The organism is Corallococcus caeni (genome assembly GCF_036245865.1).
Classification (GTDB): domain Bacteria; phylum Myxococcota; class Myxococcia; order Myxococcales; family Myxococcaceae; genus Corallococcus; species Corallococcus caeni.
Genome location: NZ_BTTW01000016.1, coordinates 39,330 through 58,570, shown reverse-complemented (window position 1 = coordinate 58,570; position 19,241 = coordinate 39,330). Strand labels below are relative to the sequence as shown.

General features: G+C 70.3%; 18 protein-coding genes. 9 read left to right on the top strand and 9 right to left on the bottom strand.

The features are described 5' to 3' along the window. Positions 1 to 65: 65 nt before the first annotated feature. Together AABA78_RS38385 and AABA78_RS38380 are read right to left on the bottom strand one after the other, a co-directional pair. The gene (locus AABA78_RS38385) at positions 66 to 1,892 is read right to left on the bottom strand and encodes a GNAT family N-acetyltransferase (RefSeq protein ID WP_338270497.1); all 1,827 of its coding nucleotides are present in this window, start codon (positions 1,890 to 1,892) and stop codon (positions 66 to 68) included. Between the two features lie 7 nt (positions 1,893 to 1,899). Next, positions 1,900 to 3,720: a DHHA1 domain-containing protein gene (locus AABA78_RS38380; RefSeq protein WP_338270496.1), complete on the bottom strand. Its 1,821-nt coding sequence runs from the start codon at positions 3,718 to 3,720 to the stop codon at positions 1,900 to 1,902. 93 nt (positions 3,721 to 3,813) lie between these two features. Between AABA78_RS38380 and AABA78_RS38375 the strand changes: the two genes are divergently transcribed. The 4 genes from AABA78_RS38375 to AABA78_RS38360 all read left to right on the top strand — a co-directional run bounded on the left by AABA78_RS38375 (position 3,814) and on the right by AABA78_RS38360 (position 7,827). Next, positions 3,814 to 4,728 carry a YybH family protein gene (locus tag AABA78_RS38375; protein ID WP_338270495.1) on the top strand — a complete coding sequence of 305 codons (915 nt, stop codon included), beginning with the start codon at positions 3,814 to 3,816 and terminating at the stop codon, positions 4,726 to 4,728. Positions 4,729 to 4,742: 14 nt separating this feature from the next. Beyond that, positions 4,743 to 6,107 carry a hypothetical protein gene (locus AABA78_RS38370; RefSeq protein ID WP_338270494.1) on the top strand — a complete coding sequence of 455 codons (1,365 nt, stop codon included), beginning with the start codon at positions 4,743 to 4,745 and terminating at the stop codon, positions 6,105 to 6,107. A 219-nt stretch (positions 6,108 to 6,326) separates the two neighbouring features. After that, positions 6,327 to 6,551, top strand: coding sequence for a hypothetical protein (locus AABA78_RS38365; protein ID WP_338270493.1), 225 nt, complete (start codon positions 6,327 to 6,329; stop codon positions 6,549 to 6,551). 154 nt (positions 6,552 to 6,705) lie between these two features. After that, positions 6,706 to 7,827, top strand: coding sequence for a sterol desaturase family protein (locus tag AABA78_RS38360; protein WP_338270491.1), 1,122 nt, complete (start codon positions 6,706 to 6,708; stop codon positions 7,825 to 7,827). A 56-nt stretch (positions 7,828 to 7,883) separates the two neighbouring features. Here the strand turns inward: AABA78_RS38360 and AABA78_RS38355 are convergent, their stop codons facing one another. Together AABA78_RS38355 and AABA78_RS38350 are read right to left on the bottom strand one after the other, a co-directional pair. Beyond that, on the bottom strand, positions 7,884 to 8,705 hold the full coding sequence (locus AABA78_RS38355; protein ID WP_338270490.1) for a TIGR02452 family protein: 822 nt from the start codon (positions 8,703 to 8,705) through the stop codon (positions 7,884 to 7,886). Between the two features lie 166 nt (positions 8,706 to 8,871). Beyond that, entirely contained in the window at positions 8,872 to 9,294 is a 423-nt protein-coding gene (locus AABA78_RS38350; RefSeq protein WP_338270489.1) for a hypothetical protein, read from the bottom strand. A 182-nt stretch (positions 9,295 to 9,476) separates the two neighbouring features. Here AABA78_RS38350 and AABA78_RS38345 point away from each other — a divergent pair, with 182 nt between their 5' ends. Together AABA78_RS38345 and AABA78_RS38340 are read left to right on the top strand one after the other, a co-directional pair. Next, a complete protein-coding gene (locus AABA78_RS38345; protein ID WP_338270488.1) occupies positions 9,477 to 9,629 on the top strand; it encodes a hypothetical protein in 153 nt (50 codons plus the stop codon). A 117-nt stretch (positions 9,630 to 9,746) separates the two neighbouring features. Then, complete coding sequence (locus tag AABA78_RS38340) at positions 9,747 to 10,268, top strand: hypothetical protein (protein WP_338270487.1); 522 nt, start codon at positions 9,747 to 9,749, stop codon at positions 10,266 to 10,268. 399 nt (positions 10,269 to 10,667) lie between these two features. On the opposite strand, the gene AABA78_RS38335 is transcribed toward AABA78_RS38340, so the two are convergent. Both AABA78_RS38335 and AABA78_RS38330 read right to left on the bottom strand, forming a co-directional pair. Next, positions 10,668 to 10,994, bottom strand: coding sequence for a UBP-type zinc finger domain-containing protein (locus AABA78_RS38335; RefSeq protein ID WP_171412153.1), 327 nt, complete (start codon positions 10,992 to 10,994; stop codon positions 10,668 to 10,670). A gap of 69 nt (positions 10,995 to 11,063) precedes the next feature. Next, entirely contained in the window at positions 11,064 to 12,800 is a 1,737-nt protein-coding gene (locus AABA78_RS38330) for an FAD-dependent oxidoreductase (RefSeq protein ID WP_338270486.1), read from the bottom strand. A 180-nt stretch (positions 12,801 to 12,980) separates the two neighbouring features. Here AABA78_RS38330 and AABA78_RS38325 point away from each other — a divergent pair, with 180 nt between their 5' ends. Next, complete coding sequence (locus AABA78_RS38325; RefSeq protein WP_338270485.1) at positions 12,981 to 13,907, top strand: hypothetical protein; 927 nt, start codon at positions 12,981 to 12,983, stop codon at positions 13,905 to 13,907. Between the two features lie 24 nt (positions 13,908 to 13,931). Here the strand turns inward: AABA78_RS38325 and AABA78_RS38320 are convergent, their stop codons facing one another. From AABA78_RS38320 to AABA78_RS38310, 3 genes are all read right to left on the bottom strand, one after another. Further along, entirely contained in the window at positions 13,932 to 15,992 is a 2,061-nt protein-coding gene (locus AABA78_RS38320) for a hypothetical protein (protein ID WP_338270484.1), read from the bottom strand. A 98-nt stretch (positions 15,993 to 16,090) separates the two neighbouring features. Then, on the bottom strand, positions 16,091 to 16,705 hold the full coding sequence (locus AABA78_RS38315; RefSeq protein WP_338270482.1) for an MPN domain-containing protein: 615 nt from the start codon (positions 16,703 to 16,705) through the stop codon (positions 16,091 to 16,093). Continuing rightward, on the bottom strand, positions 16,702 to 17,670 hold the full coding sequence (locus AABA78_RS38310) for a 3-hydroxyacyl-CoA dehydrogenase family protein (protein WP_338270480.1): 969 nt from the start codon (positions 17,668 to 17,670) through the stop codon (positions 16,702 to 16,704). The genes AABA78_RS38315 and AABA78_RS38310 overlap by 4 nt, the downstream gene beginning before the upstream one ends. A gap of 337 nt (positions 17,671 to 18,007) precedes the next feature. On the opposite strand from AABA78_RS38310, the gene AABA78_RS38305 reads away from it, so the two are divergent. Beyond that, positions 18,008 to 18,853 (top strand): DUF2092 domain-containing protein, encoded by an 846-nt coding sequence (locus AABA78_RS38305; protein ID WP_338270479.1) that lies wholly within the window; start codon positions 18,008 to 18,010, stop codon positions 18,851 to 18,853. Next, positions 18,850 to 19,191 carry a hypothetical protein gene (locus AABA78_RS38300; protein WP_338270477.1) on the top strand — a complete coding sequence of 114 codons (342 nt, stop codon included), beginning with the start codon at positions 18,850 to 18,852 and terminating at the stop codon, positions 19,189 to 19,191. The genes AABA78_RS38305 and AABA78_RS38300 overlap by 4 nt, the downstream gene beginning before the upstream one ends. The last annotated feature ends 50 nt before the right edge of the window (positions 19,192 to 19,241 follow it).

Here is a 19,241-nt window from a genome sequence, read left to right as displayed (position 1 = left end):
TCGCTGCGGGCGCCGGGGATGCCGGTCGCTCAAGGGGTCTGGCTGCTGTCGTGAAAGGACTGCGGCTACGTCGGAATGGACAGCCGGGTGTGAAGGACCGCGCGGGCCCGCTCCAGGACCGCGCTCACGTCGTCATCGGGGAGGACCGCCTCCGCCCAGGCCAGCTCCGCCCCCCCTTCCCCACTGGCAACCCCCGGGGGGACCATCTGTTCCAGGAGCCGCCGTGCTTCCAGGCCGCGCTCCACCAGCGGCGGCGCCAGCGCGGTGACCAGCTCCAGGGTCCCATCCCGCGTGGACGTCAGCGCCACCGCGATGGAGCCGGTCCCCTTGCGCAGCTGCTCCGCCAGGGTGCGCGGCTGGAAGTCCAGCCCGTCCCCCAGGTGGTGACACACCACGGTGGTGTCCCCCACGGTGGTCGCGGTCTCCAGCAGGCGCCGCGCCAGCTCCGCGCGCACGGCCCGCTGCGCCTTGCGCTTCTCCTTCTTGTCGGCCTGGGGCGCGTGCGACAGGTGCTCCCAGCGCTCCAGCAGGGGCGCGACCCGCGCGGGCGGCAGCTGTTCATCCTCCAGGCGCTTGCGCAGCGCGCCCAGGTGTCGCACGCGCTCGCTGCCGGCCAGGGCCTCCGTCCGCGCCAGGTCCTGCTCCAGCTCCGTCAGCTCCTGCGCCTGCCGCGCCGTGGCCTCGCGGGGCGTGGGGAGGGTGGGCGCGAAGACCTCAGGGACGCGGTCGAAGCCCACGACGTTCGCCTCGCCGTCCACGGCGTGCAGGCGCTTGCGGCTGAAGGGCAGCAGCTGCTCGTTGCCCACCTTCATCGCCAGCCGCCACGGGGTGTGTCGCCAGGGCGGCAGGTGGCGCAGGTACACGGCGTTGTAGCGCGGCACCGGCCGGTCCCCGCGCAGCGTCTTGAAGGGGTCCGCGCCACCGCCGGTCTCCAGCGTCACGCCCCGCGCCTGCGCGTCGCGCATCAGCAGGTTGTTGATCAACCGGTACAGCCCCACCTCCTGCGGCAGCGACGTGTCGTAGCCGGAGACGGGCGAGTACATGACGCCGTTCACCACGTGCGTGGCGTAGAACATGTCCACGCGGCCGTCCTTCACCAGCGCGCGCACGTCCATGAGCGAGCCCGCCAGCATCTCCTCCATGTACGTGACGCTGATGGGCGGGTTGGTGGCGTACTTCTCCCGGTGCAGCCGCCGGTACAGCTCCGCGAGCCGGGGCGCGCAGCCGGGAAGCTCCCGGGCGTCCACCACGCGGTAGCCGGACGGCTCCAGCAGCCGCGCGTCGCGCCGCCGGTTCTCCCGGACGCGCCGCTCCAGCTCCGCCTCGAAGGGGAGCATCATCCGCGTGTGCGTCATGTACGAGAACGCGTAGCCCTGTGCCTGGAGGTGGTTGAGCAGGGCCGCGTGCGTGACGGGGTTCACCGCGAGGAAGTAGGGGGCGTGGTCCGGAAAGCGCGTGGTGAGGAACGCCGTCAGACGCCGCGCCTGGTCCTCCGTGAGGTCCGCGCCCGCGTTGCGCAGGCTGGGCCAGCAGTCCACCTGGACGGCCTTGTCCAGGCGCAGGGTCTTCATCACCGCGCCCACGCCCCAGAGCGCGCTGCTGGCGGCGAAGCCGGCCAGGGGCTTCCAGTTTCCGGTCCGGATGGCCTTGCGCTGGCTGCCGATGAAGCGCTCGTACACCGAATGCAGCACCGAGTTGCCGAAGGTGCCGTCGGTGACGGACAGCGGGATGAGCAGGTCGTCCAGCCCCAGCACGAACATGCTCGCGCGGTCCTCGAACCACGGGCCAGGGCCGTGCTGGACCAGCGGGACGAGGAAGCTCCTCATGCCGCGCCCCTCCGCCGTGTCGGGGAAGGGGGCCGTGTGGATGGTCGTCGCGTCGTAGAGGATCATGGTCGGCTCAGGACTCGACGCCCAGGTGCGTGCACACGCGGCTGCGCGCGGCGTCCAGCGCCGCGTCCACGCCGTCCGCGCGCGAGCCCCCGCCCCAGGCCACGTCCAGCGACCCGCCCCCCTTGCCGTCCACGCACGGCGCCGCCGCCGCCATGAGCTGCCCCGCGTCCAGGCCCAGGCCGCGCAGCGCCGCGCTCGCCGCCGTCACCAGCACCACCTTGTCGCCGCGCGTGGCGGTGAGCACCACGCCCACGCTGCCGGCCGCGCCCCGCAGGGCCTCCACCAGCGCCTTGAGGTGCGGCGCGGGCGCTTCGCCCAGGTGCGCGGCGACCAGCGCGGTGTCGCCCCAGCGCGTGGCGGATTCCAGCAACTGCCGCGCGTGCTCCGCCGGGGTGGGACCCTGGGGCTCGGCGGGCCTTGCGGGCTTGCGGCGCGCCTCGTGCTCCAGCTTCGTCAGCCGCTCGCGCAGCGCGACCACGCGCGACATGGGCTGGGGCCAGTTGTGCAGCGTCTGCGACAGCGGGGCCAGGGCCTGGAGCCGCGCATCGCCGGGGAGGCTCGCCGCCGCGTCCAGCGCCGCCTCCAGCGCGTCCAGCTGCTCGCGCACCTTTCGCGCCGCCTCCAGCGGCGTCTGCCCCAGGGGTGATGCCAGGGGCGTCTGGGGCGGGCCGAAGCCCACCACCGCGTCGCCGTCCACCTTGCGCAGCATGGCGACCGTGGGCGGCCGCACGGCGTCGTTGGCGTAGCGCTGGAGCGCGCGCCAGGCGAGGCGGCGCGGGCCGGACAGGTGCTCCGTGTAGACGGCGCTCCAGCGGGGCAGCGGCACGGAGCCGCGCATGCTCTTGAACGGATCCGCGCCCGGTCCCAGCTCGATGGTGAGGCCCACGTCCAGCGCGTCGTTCATCAGCTGGAACACCAGCCCCCGGTACAGCCCCAGCTCCTGCGGCAGCGACAGGTCGTAGCCGAACAGCGGGGAGAAGAGGACGCCCTGGCTGACGTGGTGGGCATAGAAGCCGTCCACCCGCCCGTCCTTCACCGCCAGCTTGTAGGTGAGCAGGCCCTGGCGCAGCGTCCAGCGGTACCACTCCTGGGTGAACTGGAGGTTGGTGTGGTACTTGCCGCCGTTGAGCGCGCGATACAGCTCCTCCAGCCGGGGCTCGCAGTCCGGGACCTCGCGCCCGTCCACCACGCGGTAGCCGGACGCCTCCAGCAGCCGCGCGTCGCGCCGCCGGTTCTCCCGCACCTGCTTGCTGACCTCCTGCAGGGGTAGCGTCATGCGCGTGTGCGCCGCGTAGAGCAGCGCGTAGCCCCGCTCCACGAGCGTGTTGAGCAGCGGCGCGTAACCGGCCGGGTTGAGCGCGCAGAAGACGATGGCGTGGTGCGGAAACCGCTCCGCCAGGAACGCGGTGATGCGGTCCACCTGTTCACCGGTGGGCTGCGAGTGGACGTTGCGCAGCACCAGCCAGTGGTCCACCAGCACCACCTTGTTGATGCCCGCCGCCTTGAGCAGCGCCCCCACCGTGTGCATGGCGCCGCGCATCACCGCCGCGCGCGCCGCGCCGAACGCCTCCGCCGTCACCCCCGTCATCTGCAACGTGATGTAGCGAGAGAAGGTGGAGTGCAGCGCGGAGTTGTCATACTCCGTGTCATTGACGGCCAGCGGCAGGCGCAGCTCCTCCAGCGCCAGCACCTGGAAGGTGGTCCGGTCGGTGACGTACGCCGTGCTGCCGTGTTTCACCAGCGGCACGATGAAGTCCCGGGCCATCCGGCCCTCGGGCGTGTCCGGCCAGTTGCACGAGTCGACAGTCTGCGCGTCGTAGAGATTCATGAATGAGTCACGATTGCGTGTATCCCAGAGCGAATCAAGGTAGTCATACAGAGCGTGATTAACCGGTCTTCATGACTGGAAAGGAATGAAGCCATGAACCGGATGTTCGCGGGTGCGTCGGGCGTTGGGGGCGGCGCGGCGGTGGGCCCGTCGGCGGCGGACGCGCGCACGCGGCTGCGGCAGGCGGACCAGGCGATGTCGGAGGCGAGCGCGAAGGCCGGCTCCGCGAAGGGCTTCTCGGACTTCCTGGCGGAGGACGCGGTGATGCTGGTGGAGGGTGAGTACGCGCTGAAGGGAAGGCAGGCCATCCTGACGTGGCTGACCGCGCACCCGCTGGAGCAGGGCGGCGCGCCGCGGTGGGAGCCGGTGCGCTGGGACGTGAGCGCGGACGGGACGCTGGGCTATTCGGTGGGCACGGCGACGGTGGACGTGGAAGGGGCGACGCAGCAGGTGGTGGGGCGCTACATCTCCGCGTGGAGGCTGCAGGCGGATGGTCAGTGGCGCGTGGCCGTCACGGTGCGCAACGCCGCCACGACGCCCATGACGCCGCCCGAGGGCTTCTCTCCGGCGAACACGGAGCCCGGAGCCGCGGCGCGCACGCTGTCGAAGGACGCGGTGCTGGAGGAGGCGATGGCGGCGGACCGCGCCTTCTCCGCGCAGTCCGTGCGGGAGGGCATGGGCAAGGCGTTCACGGCCTGGGCGGCGCGGGACGCGGTGCTGCTGACGGGCGCCGCGGGCCTGTACGGCCAGGACTCCATCGCCAGGGCCTACGCGCCGTTCACGCTGGAGCAGACCGACCTGCGCTGGGAGCCGGTGCTGGGCGACGCGGCGGCGTCCGGGGACCTGGCGTACACGGTGGGCCGCGCCATCTCGACGGGCAAGGACGCGCAGGGCCAGCCGCGGAAGGACTTCGTGAAATACCTCTCCGTGTGGCGCCGCCAGGCCGATGGCTCGTGGCGCTACGTCACCGACGGCGGCAACTCCAGCCCCGGCCCCCAGGGGCCCTGAAAGCCAATCGCGCCATGTCCACCACCCTCCTATCCGACGCCATCGCCTTCCATGACGACCTGCTCCAGCAGGGCGACCTGGCGCGCCGCACCCATGAGCTGCTCGAGCGCACCGCCCGGGAGAAGGGCATCACCTACGGCGGCCGGGGGCTCAACCACGTGCTGCGGCCGTTCTTCGTGACGCCGGAGCAGCACCAGGAGATCCGCCGGGGCGCGCACGCGGTGTGCCAGACGCTGGAGGAGCTGGCGGCCCGGGCGGCCAGGGACCCGGCCTTTCTGGCGTCGCTCGCGCCGCAGGGCTGGGAGGAGATGCTGTTGCCGGTGGACGGCCTGCGCCCGGACCAGGCCGTCGTGGGGCGGCTGGATGGCTTCCTGGGGCCGGACGGAGTCATCCGCTTCATCGAGTACAACCCCGACCCGGGGGGCCCCATCAACTCGCACCACCTGGGCCAGGCCTTCGACGTGGCGCCGGTGATGGAGGCGTTCGGCCGGCGCTACGAAGTCACCCGTCCGGCGACCGCGCCCAACCTGTTGAGGTCGCTCGGCGCGCTCCAGGCGAAGGGCGGACGGTCCGGGCTGCCCACGCTGGCCGTGTTCGGCCCGGCCAGCCCGGACGACGCTGACGAGGAGGTGGCGTATCAGCAGTACCTGGAGGCGCACGGCGTGCGCCAGCGCATCGTCACGTCCGAGGACGACTGGACGTACGCGGGTGGCGTGCTGCGCGTTGGGGACTTCCCGGTGGACGTCGTCACGTACATCTCGTCCGTGGGCTTCGGGGGCTTCGTGGTCGGTTGTGGCCCGGACCACCCTGTCACGCGCGCGCTCACCGACGGCGCGGCGCGGTTCCTCAACGGGCTGTTCCGCGCCGTCATCTTGCGCACCAAGGCGCTCTTCGCGGTCATGAGTCGCATGGCGGACGAGGGCGCCCTCGACGCGGAGCGCGGCGCGCTCCTCAAGCGGCACCTGCCGTGGACGCGCCTGGTGCGCGAGGAGCACACGTCGCGCGACGGCGCGAGCGTGGACCTGGTGCCGTGGATCGCGGAGCACCGCGAGCACCTGGTGCTCAAGCCCGTCAACGAGTTCGGCGGCAGCGGCGTCACGCTGGGCTGGCAGACGGACGCGGACACCTGGAAGGCCACGCTCCAGCGGGCGCTGGGGGAGGCCTGGGTGGTGCAGGAGCGCGTTCCCATGCAGCCGCAGGCGTTCCCGGTGTTCGACGGGAGCGAGGTGCGCCAGCAGTCGCTGAACTCGGACATGAACCCCTTCCTCTGGGAGAACGGCCGGCAGGAGGGCTTCTTCGTGCGCCAGTCCGCCTCCAGCATGCTCAACCTGTCCCAGGGCGGCAGCCTCACCACGCTGGCCGTCGTCCGCGCCCGCTGAAGGCGCACGGGCCTCCGCTCTGGGTGTTCAACAGGCAGAACCTGGACACCGGGACGGCGAAGCCCGTGCGCCTGCAGTGGCTGCTGCGTCGCATGTACCGCCACAGCTGTGACAGGGATTCGTCTGACATTGGCTCGGTCACGTCATGCCGTCGAACTCCCAATGGAAGACCTCTGCTATCCTCTCGTGCCGCTGTCCCCTCCCCGCTTCGAGGTCACCATGAGCCCCTCCGTGAAGAAGTTTGGAAAGCTGCTCCTCGCCGTCGCCATCGGCGCGGCCGCGTCGTTCGGCACCACCGTGGCCGCCTCCTCCGGCCCCTCCGAGCAGTCCCAGTCGCTCGCCTGCGTGGGGTCCCACGGCGGCAGCTGTGTCAATGACTGCATCGAGGACGGGTTCGACTACGGGCGCTGCTACGGCGACTGCGTCTGCTTCTACGCGTACTGATTCGCTCCAGAGCGGACCGCCCTGTTGAAACACCTTGGCGGTCCGGGGGTTCAGTTCCGCCGAGGAGCGATCCAGATGCGCCACGGGCCCTCCTGCGCCGTGCCCCGGGTGGTGTAGGCTCAGGCCTCGCCGCACTCCTTCTGGACGGTCCTCCTTGGAAATCCTTCTTGCTCCCGCCCGGCGCATCGACCTGGGCAAGCGCGCCGGTGTCACGGGCGGGCTGTTGGGCGTGCTCTGCGTCGTCGCGGAGTTCTGCTTCCTGTTCCCCCACGTGCTCGTGTCCAACGACGGCCGGGCCTTCTACGTGGAGCACCTGGAGGTCTTCCGCGGCATCCTCCAGGTGTCCATCGTCGCCACCTTCCTGCTGGGCACCTTCAGCGTGCTGACCCTGCGCTCCAAGGCGCACGGCGGCATCGCCATGGTGCTGGCCATGGTGGCGCTGCTCCTGGGCGGCAGCGAGGCGGAGCCCCTGACCCACACGCCGCGCGCGATGAGCGCGGGCCTGGACTTCTTCGCGTTGGACCTGCTGGTGCTCGGGCTGGTGTTCATCCCCATGGAGCGGCTGTGGGCGCTGAACGACCAGAAGATCTTCCGCAAGGGCTGGCAGACCGACCTCAAACACTTCTTCGTCAGCCACGTGGGCGTACAGCTCATCTCCTTCGCGGTGCTCATCCCCGTGCAGGTGTTCCTGTCCTGGGCCGTGAAGATGGACTTCCAGGCGCACGTGGCCGCGCAGCCCATCTGGCTGCAGTTCTTTGAAATCCTGCTCGTCATCGACCTGGTGAGCTACTGGGTGCACCGGGCTTTCCACACCTTCGGGTGGATGTGGAACTTCCACGCCATCCACCACTCGCCGCTGCAAATGGACTGGCTGGCCAGCTCGCGCAGCCACCTGGTGGACACCCTGGTCAACCGCTTCGCGGGCTTCGTGCCGGTGTTCCTCCTGGGCTTCCACCCGTCCGCCATCTACGGCTACCTCGTCTTCGTGTCCTTCCACGCGGTCTACATCCACGCCAACGTCAACCACCGCTGGCCGTACCTGCGCTGGATCTTCGCGACGCCGGAGTTCCACCACTGGCACCACACGTCGGACGACGAAGGCATCGACAAGAACTTCGCCGTCTTCCTGTCGTTCATCGACGTCATCTTCGGCACCGCGTACATGCCGGCCCACTGGCCCTCGAAGTACGGGACCACGAAGTTCCAGCCGCCGGAGACCTATCTGGGGCAGCTGGCCTACCCGTTCCAGCGCCACAAGCAGACGCCCTACGGATAGGCCCACTCCTTCAACAGCAACCACGCACATGGAGGCTGCGTGGCGATGAGCCTCGGTCAGGCGAACCGCTCGCGGAAGGCCCGCAGGTTGGGCCCGTCCCCGCCACGCTCCCACACCGCGAACACCACGCGCTCGAAGACGCCCGGGAAGGCGTCCAGGGCCCTGGCGAAGGCATCCGCCGCGTCGTGGGGGTTGTTGCGGAAAGCACCGCAGCCCCACGCGCCCAGCACCAGCGTGCGGTGCCCGTGGTGCGCCGCCACCTGAAGCACCTTGAGGGCTCGCGCGTGCAGCGCCTCGCGCATCCGGGGCAGCAGGTGCGGTGCATTCCGCGCGGCCGAGCCTGCGTTGGGCGCGGGCGCGGTGATGACGGACACGCGGAAGGGCGTCTCCAACAGCGTGAGCCCCTCGTCTCGGAAGAAGGGCACCTGGGGCGAGTAGATGAGGTGGTCCGTGTACAGCGGTGAGGACTCCGCACGGTTCGCGTCGTAGTACTCGCGCTGCGTGAGGAGGCACGGATAGAGCGCCGAGCAGCGCGCCAGGTCCTCCTCCTGCGCCTTCGCTCCGCCCAGGAAGCCGCCGCCCGGGTTCTTCGCGGACGCGAAGTTGAGCGCGACGACGTCCTCCACACCTTCCGCCTCCACCCACCGCCGCGCCGCGGCGCCGGTCTTCTCTGACGTGACCTCGATGCGAAGCGCGACGCTTCCCGCGCGAGGCTCGGGCCGGGGCAGCCGCGCGAAGTCGCCGGGCCGGTAGAGCACCGTCCCGCGCTGGGCGCGCTCCACCTGTTCCCGGAACCGCACGGGCCTCCCGGACGGCGCCACGTACTCACCCCGCTCCACGATTCCCACCGTCTCCTGCGCAACTCCCTTCAGCGACATGTCCCTCTCCCTGGCTGGCTGCCCCCGGCAACCTTCGTGTCCGAAACACACGAAGATTGGCGCGTAGGCCTGACATGTGGCCGGTGCCGGCAGGAAGATCACCGGCGCTCCGCCACGACCCATCGCATGAGGCGCCTGGCGAAGTCGCCTCGGTAGAAGCAGGGGGCTACCTCGCCATGATAGGGTTTGAAGTCCACTCGAAGGTCCCCCTGGGGTTTCCCATGAAGCTCTCTCTTGCTGCGATGGTGACGGTGGTTGGCCTTTCCCTCCTGGCGTGCGGAGGTCCGGCCCTTGAAGACACGATGGCCCCCGAGGCCGAAGCGCGGACGGTGTCCCAGTTCGGAACCTGTACGGCGACCTGCGCCGGGGGAACATCGGTCTCCTGTACGGGGACCACCTGCTCGTCGACCGACAACCAGGGCGTGACGTGCGACGGAGTATTGACCGCGTGTGCGTCATCGTGCGCCGGACTGCCGTCGTGCAGCCTGTACGTGAACCAGCGGTGCACGACCCCGAACGCGACGAAGGACTGCTGCAACGCCACGAGCCACAGCGTGAACTCCCTGCTGTGCTCGGGCTCGGCGAGCACGGGCTACCGCTGGCTCAATTTCTAGCGCTGCCTCTCTGCCCCTGATGACTCCAGAGCCCCCGACTCCAGTCACCAGGGGCCCTCCGGAAGGCCCCCCGCTTCGCCGTAGCTCCCTGGAATCAGGAAGGAGCAAGCACGCCGACGCACCCGTCTTCAAGCAGTACCCGTCGCATTCGGCCGACATGAAGGAGACCGTCGACGACCGCCTCCGCCTCCGGGAGGAGTTCGAGACCATCGACAACTACGACGAAGGCACCGACGCCCGGAACTTCTTCCAGAAGATGTCCGGCCAGCCGTCGCCCTTCCAGAAGGTCGTCGGCGACCTGGAGAAGTGATGCACCGGCTCGTGAACTGAAAAGACACAACTAAAGCTGAAAATCCGGAACTGACTGACATTCAAGCAAGTCTTATGATAGGCTGCCTCCGCATCGTTCCGCTACGGAGGCAGTCCCATGACGTTCAAGTCCAAGCTGGCCGCGCTGTCTGTTCTCACCCTCTCCCTGGCCTTCACGGGTTGTGGCCTCAGCGAGGAGCAGACGCCCGCGCAGCTGGAGTCCCCGGCGGCGGAGGTGGATGACCGCGAAGTGTCGGCCCAGGCCTTCGACGGGCCCTGCGCACCGTCCTGTGATGACGAATGCGTCATCTACGCGCGCTGCCGGACGGAGCATGATTCCTACGGCATCAATCTGCCCTATGGCCTGTTCAGCTGGGCCGACAAGAAGGCCATCATCAATAGCAACCATGCGCACCCGGGCTGCGTGGCGATGATCCTCGGGTCGAACCCGGCGGGCCACACCGCGTTCGTGGACAGCGTGAACACCGCCGCCTCGCCCAACCGCATCACCCTGCATGAGTCCAACTGGAGCAGCGGCAGCTCCTGCGACGCGCGCACCGGCACCAAAGCCCAGTTGAACATCACCAACTACTGGTGCCCGCCGGGCGCTCACACCAGCAGCTGCGCCGGCCCCCTGTAGCCGCCACACGTTGCGCCGCCCGTGTGTCCCTCCCCGCACCCACACCGCGAACACCTGACGACGGGCCCTGACTGTGCGGCTTTGACGGCTTCGCATGGCAAGGCTAGCGTTCAGGCCGCAGCCCTTGCCGCGGTGTTCCGACCGTGCATCCGCCCATTCAGGAGGTTGTCATGATTCGCTTGTTGAAGAACGCGGGACAGACATTGTTCACTGTCGTTGCGGCCGCTGCCTTGTCATTCGGCGCCACACAGGCCTTCTCCACGCCAGCACCCCAGGGGCAGGCGTATACCTGTGACGCCTGCATCCAGTATTGCCTCGACAGCGGTTACTCGGGTGGCTTCTGCCCCAGCAGGAACGAGTGCGCCTGCTATTGAAGTCCGGGCTGGGCCTGGCGCGCGCTCACGGGGCCGAGTAGTGCACCGGCGGTGACTCGCCTGGGAAGGTGGGGATCCGCTCGAGCATTTGCTCGTCCACGAAGCACCAGGCCCAGTCCTCCCCAGGCTCGAACGATTTGATGACCGGGTGGGAGCTGGCGTGGAAGTGCCGGGTCGCGTGGCGTGACGGCGAGTCGTCGCAGCAGCCCACGTGCCCGCAGGTCAGGCACATCCGGAGGTGGACCCAGTCCCCTCCGTCCTTCAGACACTCCACACAGCCATGGCCGCTGGGGTGGACGGGAGCCGTCCGGTGGTGCTCGGTCGCTTCCAGATGGGAACATGCCTTCTTCATGGCTCGCGCTCCGTGTGGGGGCATCCGTGCGCTGGCCCCCGGGTGTCGAACATGGGGATGCGAGGGGGCCTATCGCAACGCATCTGGCGGCCCCCCCGTGCTGCCGTGCCGGGATTCGGACGCGGTGGCGGAGGCCAGGCAGGCGTGCAGCTGCGCCACCACCGCCGAGCCCTCGCCGATCGCCGCGCCCACCCGCTTGACGGAGTCCGCGCGTGCATCGCCGATGGCGAACACGCCGGGCAGGGTCGTCTCCAACGCGAAGGGTGCCCGCCCGGTGGCCGCCCAGGCCTCCGCCTGGCGCGGCTGCTCGCCTGACGCCACGCCCGTGCGCACGAAGCCCTTCGCGTCCAGCGCGACACCGCAGCCCGCGAGCCAGTCCGTGGCCGGGTCCGCCCCGATGAAGAGGAAGAGGTGGCGCACCTCGTGCTCCTCCTCCCGCCCGCTGGGCAGGTGCCGCCAACGTACGCGCTGCAGGCCGCGCTCGTCCGAGCCCGCCAGCGCCACCACCTCCGTCTCCAGCATCAGCTCGATGCGAGGGGACGCGGTCAGGCGCTCGACGAGGTAGCTGGACATGCTCGCGGCGAGCCCCGGCCCCCGCACGAGCACGCGGACCCGACGCGCGTGGTTCGCGAGGAACACGGCCGCCTGGCCCGCGGAGTTGCCACCGCCGACGAGCACGACCTCCTCGCCGTCGCACATGCGCGCTTCGATGGGGCTGGCCCAGTAGAAGACCCCACGGCCCTCGAACCGGGCGAGGTCCGCGAGCGCGGGGCGGCGGTAGCGGGCGCCGCTGGCCACCACCACGGTCCGCGTTCGCACCTTGCGCCCGTCGGTCAGCTGGAGCGCGAGCGGCGCGTCCGGGTCCGCGCAGCGCAGGGAGGCGACCTCCGCCGGGATGGCCATCTCCACGCCGAACTTCTGCGCCTGCACATAGGCGCGCGCGGTGAGCGCCTGACCGGTGATACCCGTGGGGAACCCCAGATAGTTCTCGATGCGCGCGCTCGCGCCCGCCTGCCCCCCGAAGGCCCGTTGATCCAGGACGAGCACCCGCAGGCCCTCGGAGGCCGCGTACACGGCGGTGGCGAGCCCCGCGGGCCCCGCCCCCACCACGGCGACGTCATAGCGCGTCTCGAAGGCCCCCTCCGGGAGGAGGCCGAGCGCCCGGGCCAGGGTGCTCTCCGGGGGGTTCTTCAAGACCGAGCCATCGGGGCACACCACGAGCGGGAACTCCTCCGCGCGTGGCGCGTAGCGCTCGATGAGCGAGGCGGCCTCGCCGCCCTGCTCCGGGTCCAGCGCGAGGTACGGGTGGCCATTGCGCGAGAGGAAGCCCTCCAGGCGAACCCTGCCCGCGCCCTCGGGAGGGCCCACCAGGACGGGGCCCCCGGCACCTGTCTCGAGCAGGCCCACGCGGCGCAGGATGAGGGCGCGCATGATGCGCTCTCCGAGGTTCGCCTCCGCCACCATCAGCGCGCGCAGCCGGTGCGGGGGGATGACCAGCACCTCCACCTCGCCCACCGCGTGAGCGTCGACGAGCGAAGGGCGACCGGAGAGCTGGGCCACCTCACCGAGGAACTGACCCGGGCCCTCCTCCACGATGGGAATCGAGTGCCCCAGGCCATCGCGCCGGGAGATGGCCACGCGCCCCCGGGTGAGCACGAACATCCCAGGGCCCGGTTGCCCGGCCGCGACGAGGCACTCTCCATCAAGGAAGTGCCGGACCTCACCGAAGCGGAGCATGCGCTCCTGGTCCCGAGCGTCCAGGACGGGGAACATCTGGGAGCGGCGCGACTCGAGGTCTGGGGGCAAGGGAGGGGAAGTCATGACCGTGCCTGATACATGAGCATGGAATGCACGGGCGACACGAGCCCGGGCATTGGAGCGCTCGACCGTGTCGAAGGCCTCCCGGTGCGCCAGGAGCAGAGGCAGTAACGCGACGTCCTCTAGGATGCCGCCAGCGGGAAGCACCGGTTCAGGGAGGCAGTGACCATGGGTTTGGGAAATCGGTCCACGTTGGGTTCGGTGTTCATGCTGTTCCTGGGCGTGGCCGTTCCTCGGACACTCAGCGCCGCGCCGCCGGCGCAGGACGGTCTCGAGCTCAAGCGCTTCAAGGCGAGCGAGAAGACCGATGCGATGTATGTCCTGCGCGCCACGGGCTGCCGCAAGGCGGGCGACACCTGCCACCTGGAACTAGAGCTGAGTGGCGCGTCCGGAGAACAGCGCAAGGCGAAGCTGCCTGACGGCATGGCGCACGGGCTCCAGCAGGAGCCCCGCACGGCCGCCTCCTCCGAGAGCTGGACCTCCGGCGAGGAGGAGCGGAGCGTCACGACCTCCGTCCAGCCAGTCCAGTTGGAGGCCGAGACGTGGGGCCTCCTCGTCACCCAGGAGAGCGGGTTCGAGCATGTCCATCGCCGGCACCGCCTCTACGCGGTCAAGGACGGCGGGGTGACGGAGGCCTGGAACGGGGATGAGAACTTCGCCGGTCCGGAGCAGTCCTTCGTCGGCCCCTACCCGCTGACGCCGGGCTCACCTGTCGAAGGCTTCTTCAGGGAGTATGCGTTCCTCTCCGCCGATGCCGAGAGCGGCGAGCCCGACCAGTGGAAGCTCGACGCCTATCGCTGGGATGCCGCGGGCCGCAAGGCGGTGAAGGAGCTCCAGCACCGGCCCGGGAGCTACGCGGCCATCCTCGGGAGCTTCAAGACGGTCCAGGAGGCCATGGCATACCGCGATGGCGCGCAGCGGGATCAGGGCTGCGCGGCCGGGTTCCTCGTCCTCGCGAGCACGCCGCTCAAGCGCCTGACGCCAGGGCTGTTCATCGTGACGAGGATCCACGCCGGGAAGAAGGCGGCCGAGGCCGCGGTCCAGAAGGCGCGGACCTGCAATCCGAAACTCTCGGGCTACGTCAAGGCGCTCTGAGCTGGCGCGTGGGCGGCGGTGGGGTCACCACTCCGCCGCGTACCTCGCCCAGCGCCAGCAGCTGATGGCATCCGACAGCAGGTACACCTTCTTCATGAGAGGGACGTACTCCCCCTCCAGGCCCCAGGCCTGCACGATGTCCACCTTCACCATGCCGTCCACGAACGCGTTCGTCATCCGCGTCCTCAGCCGCCCGAGGAGGTTTCCCGGTCCCTGGCGATAGACGAGGATCTCTCCGGACTGGTACCGGTCCAGCGGCCCCGTGTTGAACTTCAGGTTCGAGCGCAGGAAGACCACGTGCTGGACGCCATGGTCCGTGACCAGCGCGCAGGCCAGTTGCGCCAGGATGGGATAGAGGTGGCTGTTCGGCATCTCCCCGCCGAACTTGGTGAAGTCCACCACCAGCAGCATGGGGAGGGTGTCGTCCACGCCCAGGGCCGCTACGTACTGCGCCAGCAGGCCGGCGATGACCGTGCCCGGGTTCGGCGCCTGGAGCCCCGGCTTCAGCAGCTTCGTGTGCAGGCTGTCCGACAGGTTCACCCAGACCTGCGTGCCCACCGCCGCCATGGGGACGTCGGGCGCGTTGAGGAAGCCCCCCATGTAGAACTCGAAGTAGGGAACGAAGGGGTCCAGGGTGTCCGGGCTCGGAGTGACCTCGTGGACCTGGTAGTTCATCCGCAGGAGGACCTCACTCAGGCACTTCGCCGCGGTCGTACCCGTGGGCGCGTAGATGCGGTTGAAGTCCTGGGGAAGCTGCCCCGTGGGGACGTTCTGGAGGATCTCGTGGAGCGCCGTCTCGTCGGTCCCCACCGAGGGCTTCCAGTGGCTCGCCAGCTCCGGCAGCGAGCCCAGCGCGTCCTGGAGCTCCGTGAGGGACAGGCAGGTCGCGCCCATGAAGGCCAGCTCCCACAGGGAGGACTCCAAGACCCAGATGTGGTCGAAGGCGCTGAGGTCGCCAGGGCGGGCCTTCAGCACTTCCAGCTTCATGGCCCGCCGGTGGATGCGGCCCTGCACGAAGTGGAAGAAGGCCGCCAGTCCCGCCTGGCCCTCCTGCCCCGCCTTCTTCCCCGCGGCATGGGCCAGCACGTTGGCGACCTCCGCCAGCTGCCGGACCCACGCGATGGCCAGCGCGTGGCCGCTCTTCTTCGCGACCACCAGCAGCGCCTCCACGTGGCGGATCCGGACGCCCCCATATCCCTTGTAGCCCTTGCGGTGCTCCGACTCCTTCGCCAGCGCCTGCCTCAGCAGCCCCAGCAGGTGGAGGAGATAGGTTTCATCCAGGGAGTACGCGCCCAATGACAGACGGGTGCCGTCGTATTCGGGGCCGTCCGTCTCCGCCTTCCACGACGTATAGGACGGCTCGGAGAACCCGAACGACCCCATGTATGAGTATTTGATGCGGGAGTCCTGCGCGTCGCTGCCTCCGCTGGGAAACCGCGGTTCTTTGAGCGTGCGCAGCGGCGGGGATTCGTGGCTCTGCGTCAGCGTCAGCGGGAAGCTCGCCGTGAAGCGGCTCGGGGGGACGTACTTCCCGGAGGAGGCACCCTCCTGGAAGGCCAGCTGATCCAGATTGCCCGCGAGCGCCAGCCCCCGGGTCTGGATGATTCCCATCAGGCCCCGGATGACGAACGGGAGCGGGTCCTCGAAGGGCCGCAGGTACACGTCCGGCGTGCCCTCCCCGTCCTCCAGGCTCCGCAGCAGGTTGGACACCTTGCGGGCCCGCCCGCCACCGGAGGTCCGGTACCCGAGCATCGCCAGGTTGATGAGGAACTGGCCATGCTCCGCGCCCAGCGCCTGGGTGAGCGCCTTGAGCAGCTGCTCGACCCGGCCCTTCTTGAGCGCCACCTCCTCCTTCGTCTTCGTGGGCAGGGCCCGGGACTCCCGCGCGAACTGCTTCCGGTCCGTCTCGAAGCCCTCCGCCCCCACCTCCCGGCCCGTGACGATGCACTCGTGCGCGGCCCAGAGGATGCTGAACTGCTCCTGGTCCCCGTCCTTCTGCTTGTCGTCGATGGAGGGCCGGGGCAGCCAGGGGTTGCCTTCCACCGAAGGCTTCGGCGCCGGCTGGAGCGTCGCCTTGCAGTCCACGCATTTCCCAGGAAACGGACTCGTGAACGCCTTGCACGCGGGACAGGTGTACATGCGCGAAATATAGAGGAGCGGGAGCCCCGGGGCCCAGCAGGGCGTCAACGCACGCCGGAGGCCTTGCCCTGGAGCTCCGGCATGCCGAAGTGCAGGCCCAGGGCGCGGCAGCCGGCGTCGGGCGCGGCGGCGTCCGGAGGCGCCCAGGCCCCGAGCGCGTGGTAGAGCCGCCCCTCCCGCCGCTCCAGGTAGAGGATCATGTTGAGCGGCCAGCCAGCGCCCTGGAACAGGTGCCGGTCCATGGGCGTGGGCTCCTGGCTCACCCGCAGGCCGCGCTCGTGGGGCGGACCGATGCGGTGCCAGTCCGGGTGCAGGTGGATGGAGCCCAGCACCTCCAGCCCCTCGGCCTCCGCCTCCGAGGTGATGCGCAGCAGCTCCCGGGGCTCGCACCAGTAGCCGCGACGGCCATTGGCGTAGCAGGCCCCGAAGCGCGGGATGATGGCGGCGTCGAACTCCTGGAGCACGGCCTCGTCCGTCTCACGGATGTTGGTGGCGAAGCGGAGGCGCTCCACCCGCATCCCGTCCTCGACGAAGCGCCCCAGCAACACGGCCCAGCTCCGGGGCGGCAGCTCCGGGGTGCAGGCCGCGTATTCGCGCTGGGCGTCCGCGAGGAAGTCCGACAGCACGCCCGGATCCAGCAGCACGAGCCGCGGACTCATTCCGTGGCCTCCGGCGTGGGGGCGCGGAGGCGGCCCTCGGCCCGGTCCTCGCGGAGCTGGGTGATGAGGCCGCGCGCGACGCGCTCCTCGAAGGCGGCGGTGGCGTCCGGCGTCCAGGTGTAGAAGCCCTGCCCCGTCTTCAGCCCCAGCTCCCCCTGCTCCACCTTGCGCGCGAGCACCGGTGGCACCGGCCGCCCGGCGTTGCGCATGACGCCGGTGACCAGGTCCAACCCCGCCAGGTCCAGCCGGTCGAAGACGCCGGACACGCCCAGGCGCCTTCCGATGCCCTGGGTGAGCACGCGGTCCACCATCTCCGGAGTCGCCACGCCCTCCTGCACCAGCCGGATGCCCTCGCCGATGAGCGCCTGCAGCAAGCGCGGGCCCACCGACGCGCCCGGCACGTCCTTCGCGTACACCACCGGCGTCTTGCCAAGCGCCTCGAGCCACTGGCGCACGGCCTCCACGACGTCGGGGGAGGTCCGCTCTCCGGGGATGACATCCACCAGGGGAACCAGGTGCGCTGGCAGGTAGTAGTGCGCGCTGAGGACGCGCTCTGGCCGGGTGCAGTCACGGGCCAGCGCCGTCACGCTCAGCGCGGTCGTGTTGGACGCAAGCACGGTGTCCGGCGCCGCGAGCCCGTCCAGTTGATGGAAGACCTCCTGCTTGAGCGCGAGGTCCTCGGGCACGGACTCGATGACGAGGTCCTGATCCGTGGCGGCCTCCGCGAGCACCAGCGTGCGCCGGATGCGCCCGAGCGCCGCCTCCCGTTGCGCCGGCGTCAGCAAGCCTGTCTCCACCAGCAGGGCCGCGTCGCGCTCCAGCTTCACCCTCGCGCGCTCACTGCTGTCCGCACGCGTGTTGTAGAGCACCACCCGCCTGCCGGCGATGGCGAGCTCGAGTGCGATGCCGCACCCCATGGCTCCGCCACCCACCACGCCCACCCGCATCAGTCGCCTGGTCGTCATGGCGGCGCAGCGTCGCCGCGCCCGCATGGCGGACGCAATCCCTCTCACACCGCCGCGGCGTTTCGGGCCGCCGCGGTGAAGGTGCGCTGCAATTGTCCGTTCCGCGCCCTCCACCGCATCGCGTCGTCCGGCGAGTCAAGCGCCTCCGAGCCTCCAGGGAGCCGTGCGTTCCTCCGGAACGCGGCGGCCTGCCGCGAGGCACCAGACGGCGCGGCGGTCGAGCCGGTGAGCCTTGGTACCCGGCGGCCACACCCCCAACGTCCAGGGGCAACGACCGAAAACGTGAGGCGCAAGCCTCCTGGCGGCCGGGGCGTATCTCGCGACACAGGAGGGGCTCATGACAGACACAGGCAGCAGCGGAAGGTCGAGGAAGAGGTGGTGCGGGCCCCTGCTCGCCCTTCTCCTGGGAGCGACACCCCTGCTCGGGGGGGCGCAGCAGGAGAAGGCATCCACCGAGTCAACCAAGGCCACCGAGTCCGCCGCTCGAATCGACCCCCAGGCCCAGCGCATCCTGCGCCAGATGAGCGACTTCCTGGCCGCGCAGCGCGAGTTCTCCGTGCGCACCGAGGGGACGCTCGATGAGGTGCTCGACTCGGGGCAGAAGGTCCAGATGCAGCGCGCGGGCGACGTGCGCCTGCAGCGGCCCAACCGCCTCCGCGTGGACCGCACCGGAGACCTCGCGAAGCTTCACCTCTTCTACGACGGCCGGCAGCTCACGCTTCACGGCGAGCGCGCCAACGCCTATGCGACGACGCCCGCCCCCTCCACCGTGGACGCCATGGTGGACATGGCCTCGCAGCGGCTGGGACTGGAGCCGCCCGGGTCGGACCTCCTCCTCAGCAACCCCTACGCCGCCCTCACCGAGGCCGTGTGCTCCGGGAGCTACCTGGGCCGCTCCATGGTGGACGGCGTGCCCGTGCACCACCTGGCGTTCCGCAACAGCGACGGCGTGGACTGGGAGTTGTGGGTCGAGGACGGCCCCCGGCCCCTGCCGCGCAAGTACGTCATCACCTCCCGGGACCTGCCGGGAGCGCCGCAGTACTCGGTGAGCCTGTCCGACTGGAACCTGTCGCCCCGGCTCACCCCGGATCAATTCCAGTTCACGCCGCCACGCGATGCGGTGCGCCTGTCGTTCCTCGCACCCGACTCGCAGGGCGGGGCGCAGCAAGGAGGCTCGAAATGAGGATGCACGCGCGCAGGTCCCGCCAGCGGGCGGGGGCGTTGTTGCTGGGGCTCTTCTTCCTGGGTGAGATGGTCCCGCAGGTGGCCCTGGCCCAGTACTACGGCACGTCGCGCCGGGTGGCGCGGCGCACCTCGCGACGCACGGCCGCCCGTCAGGACGCCTATTACGGCGGCACGAACACGGCCGTGGTGGCGGTGCCAGCGGGCGCGCACACCGTCACCGCGCTCCCCGCGGGATGCGTGGCCACGGTAGCGGGCGGCGTCACCTACCAGCAGTGCGGCGGCGTCCGCTACCGCCCCTACTACCAGGGGGAGAGCCTGGTGTACGTCGTCGAGTAGTCCCTGGCGCTCCGGCGGTGCAGCCCTGCTCCACCACCGGAGCGCCAAGA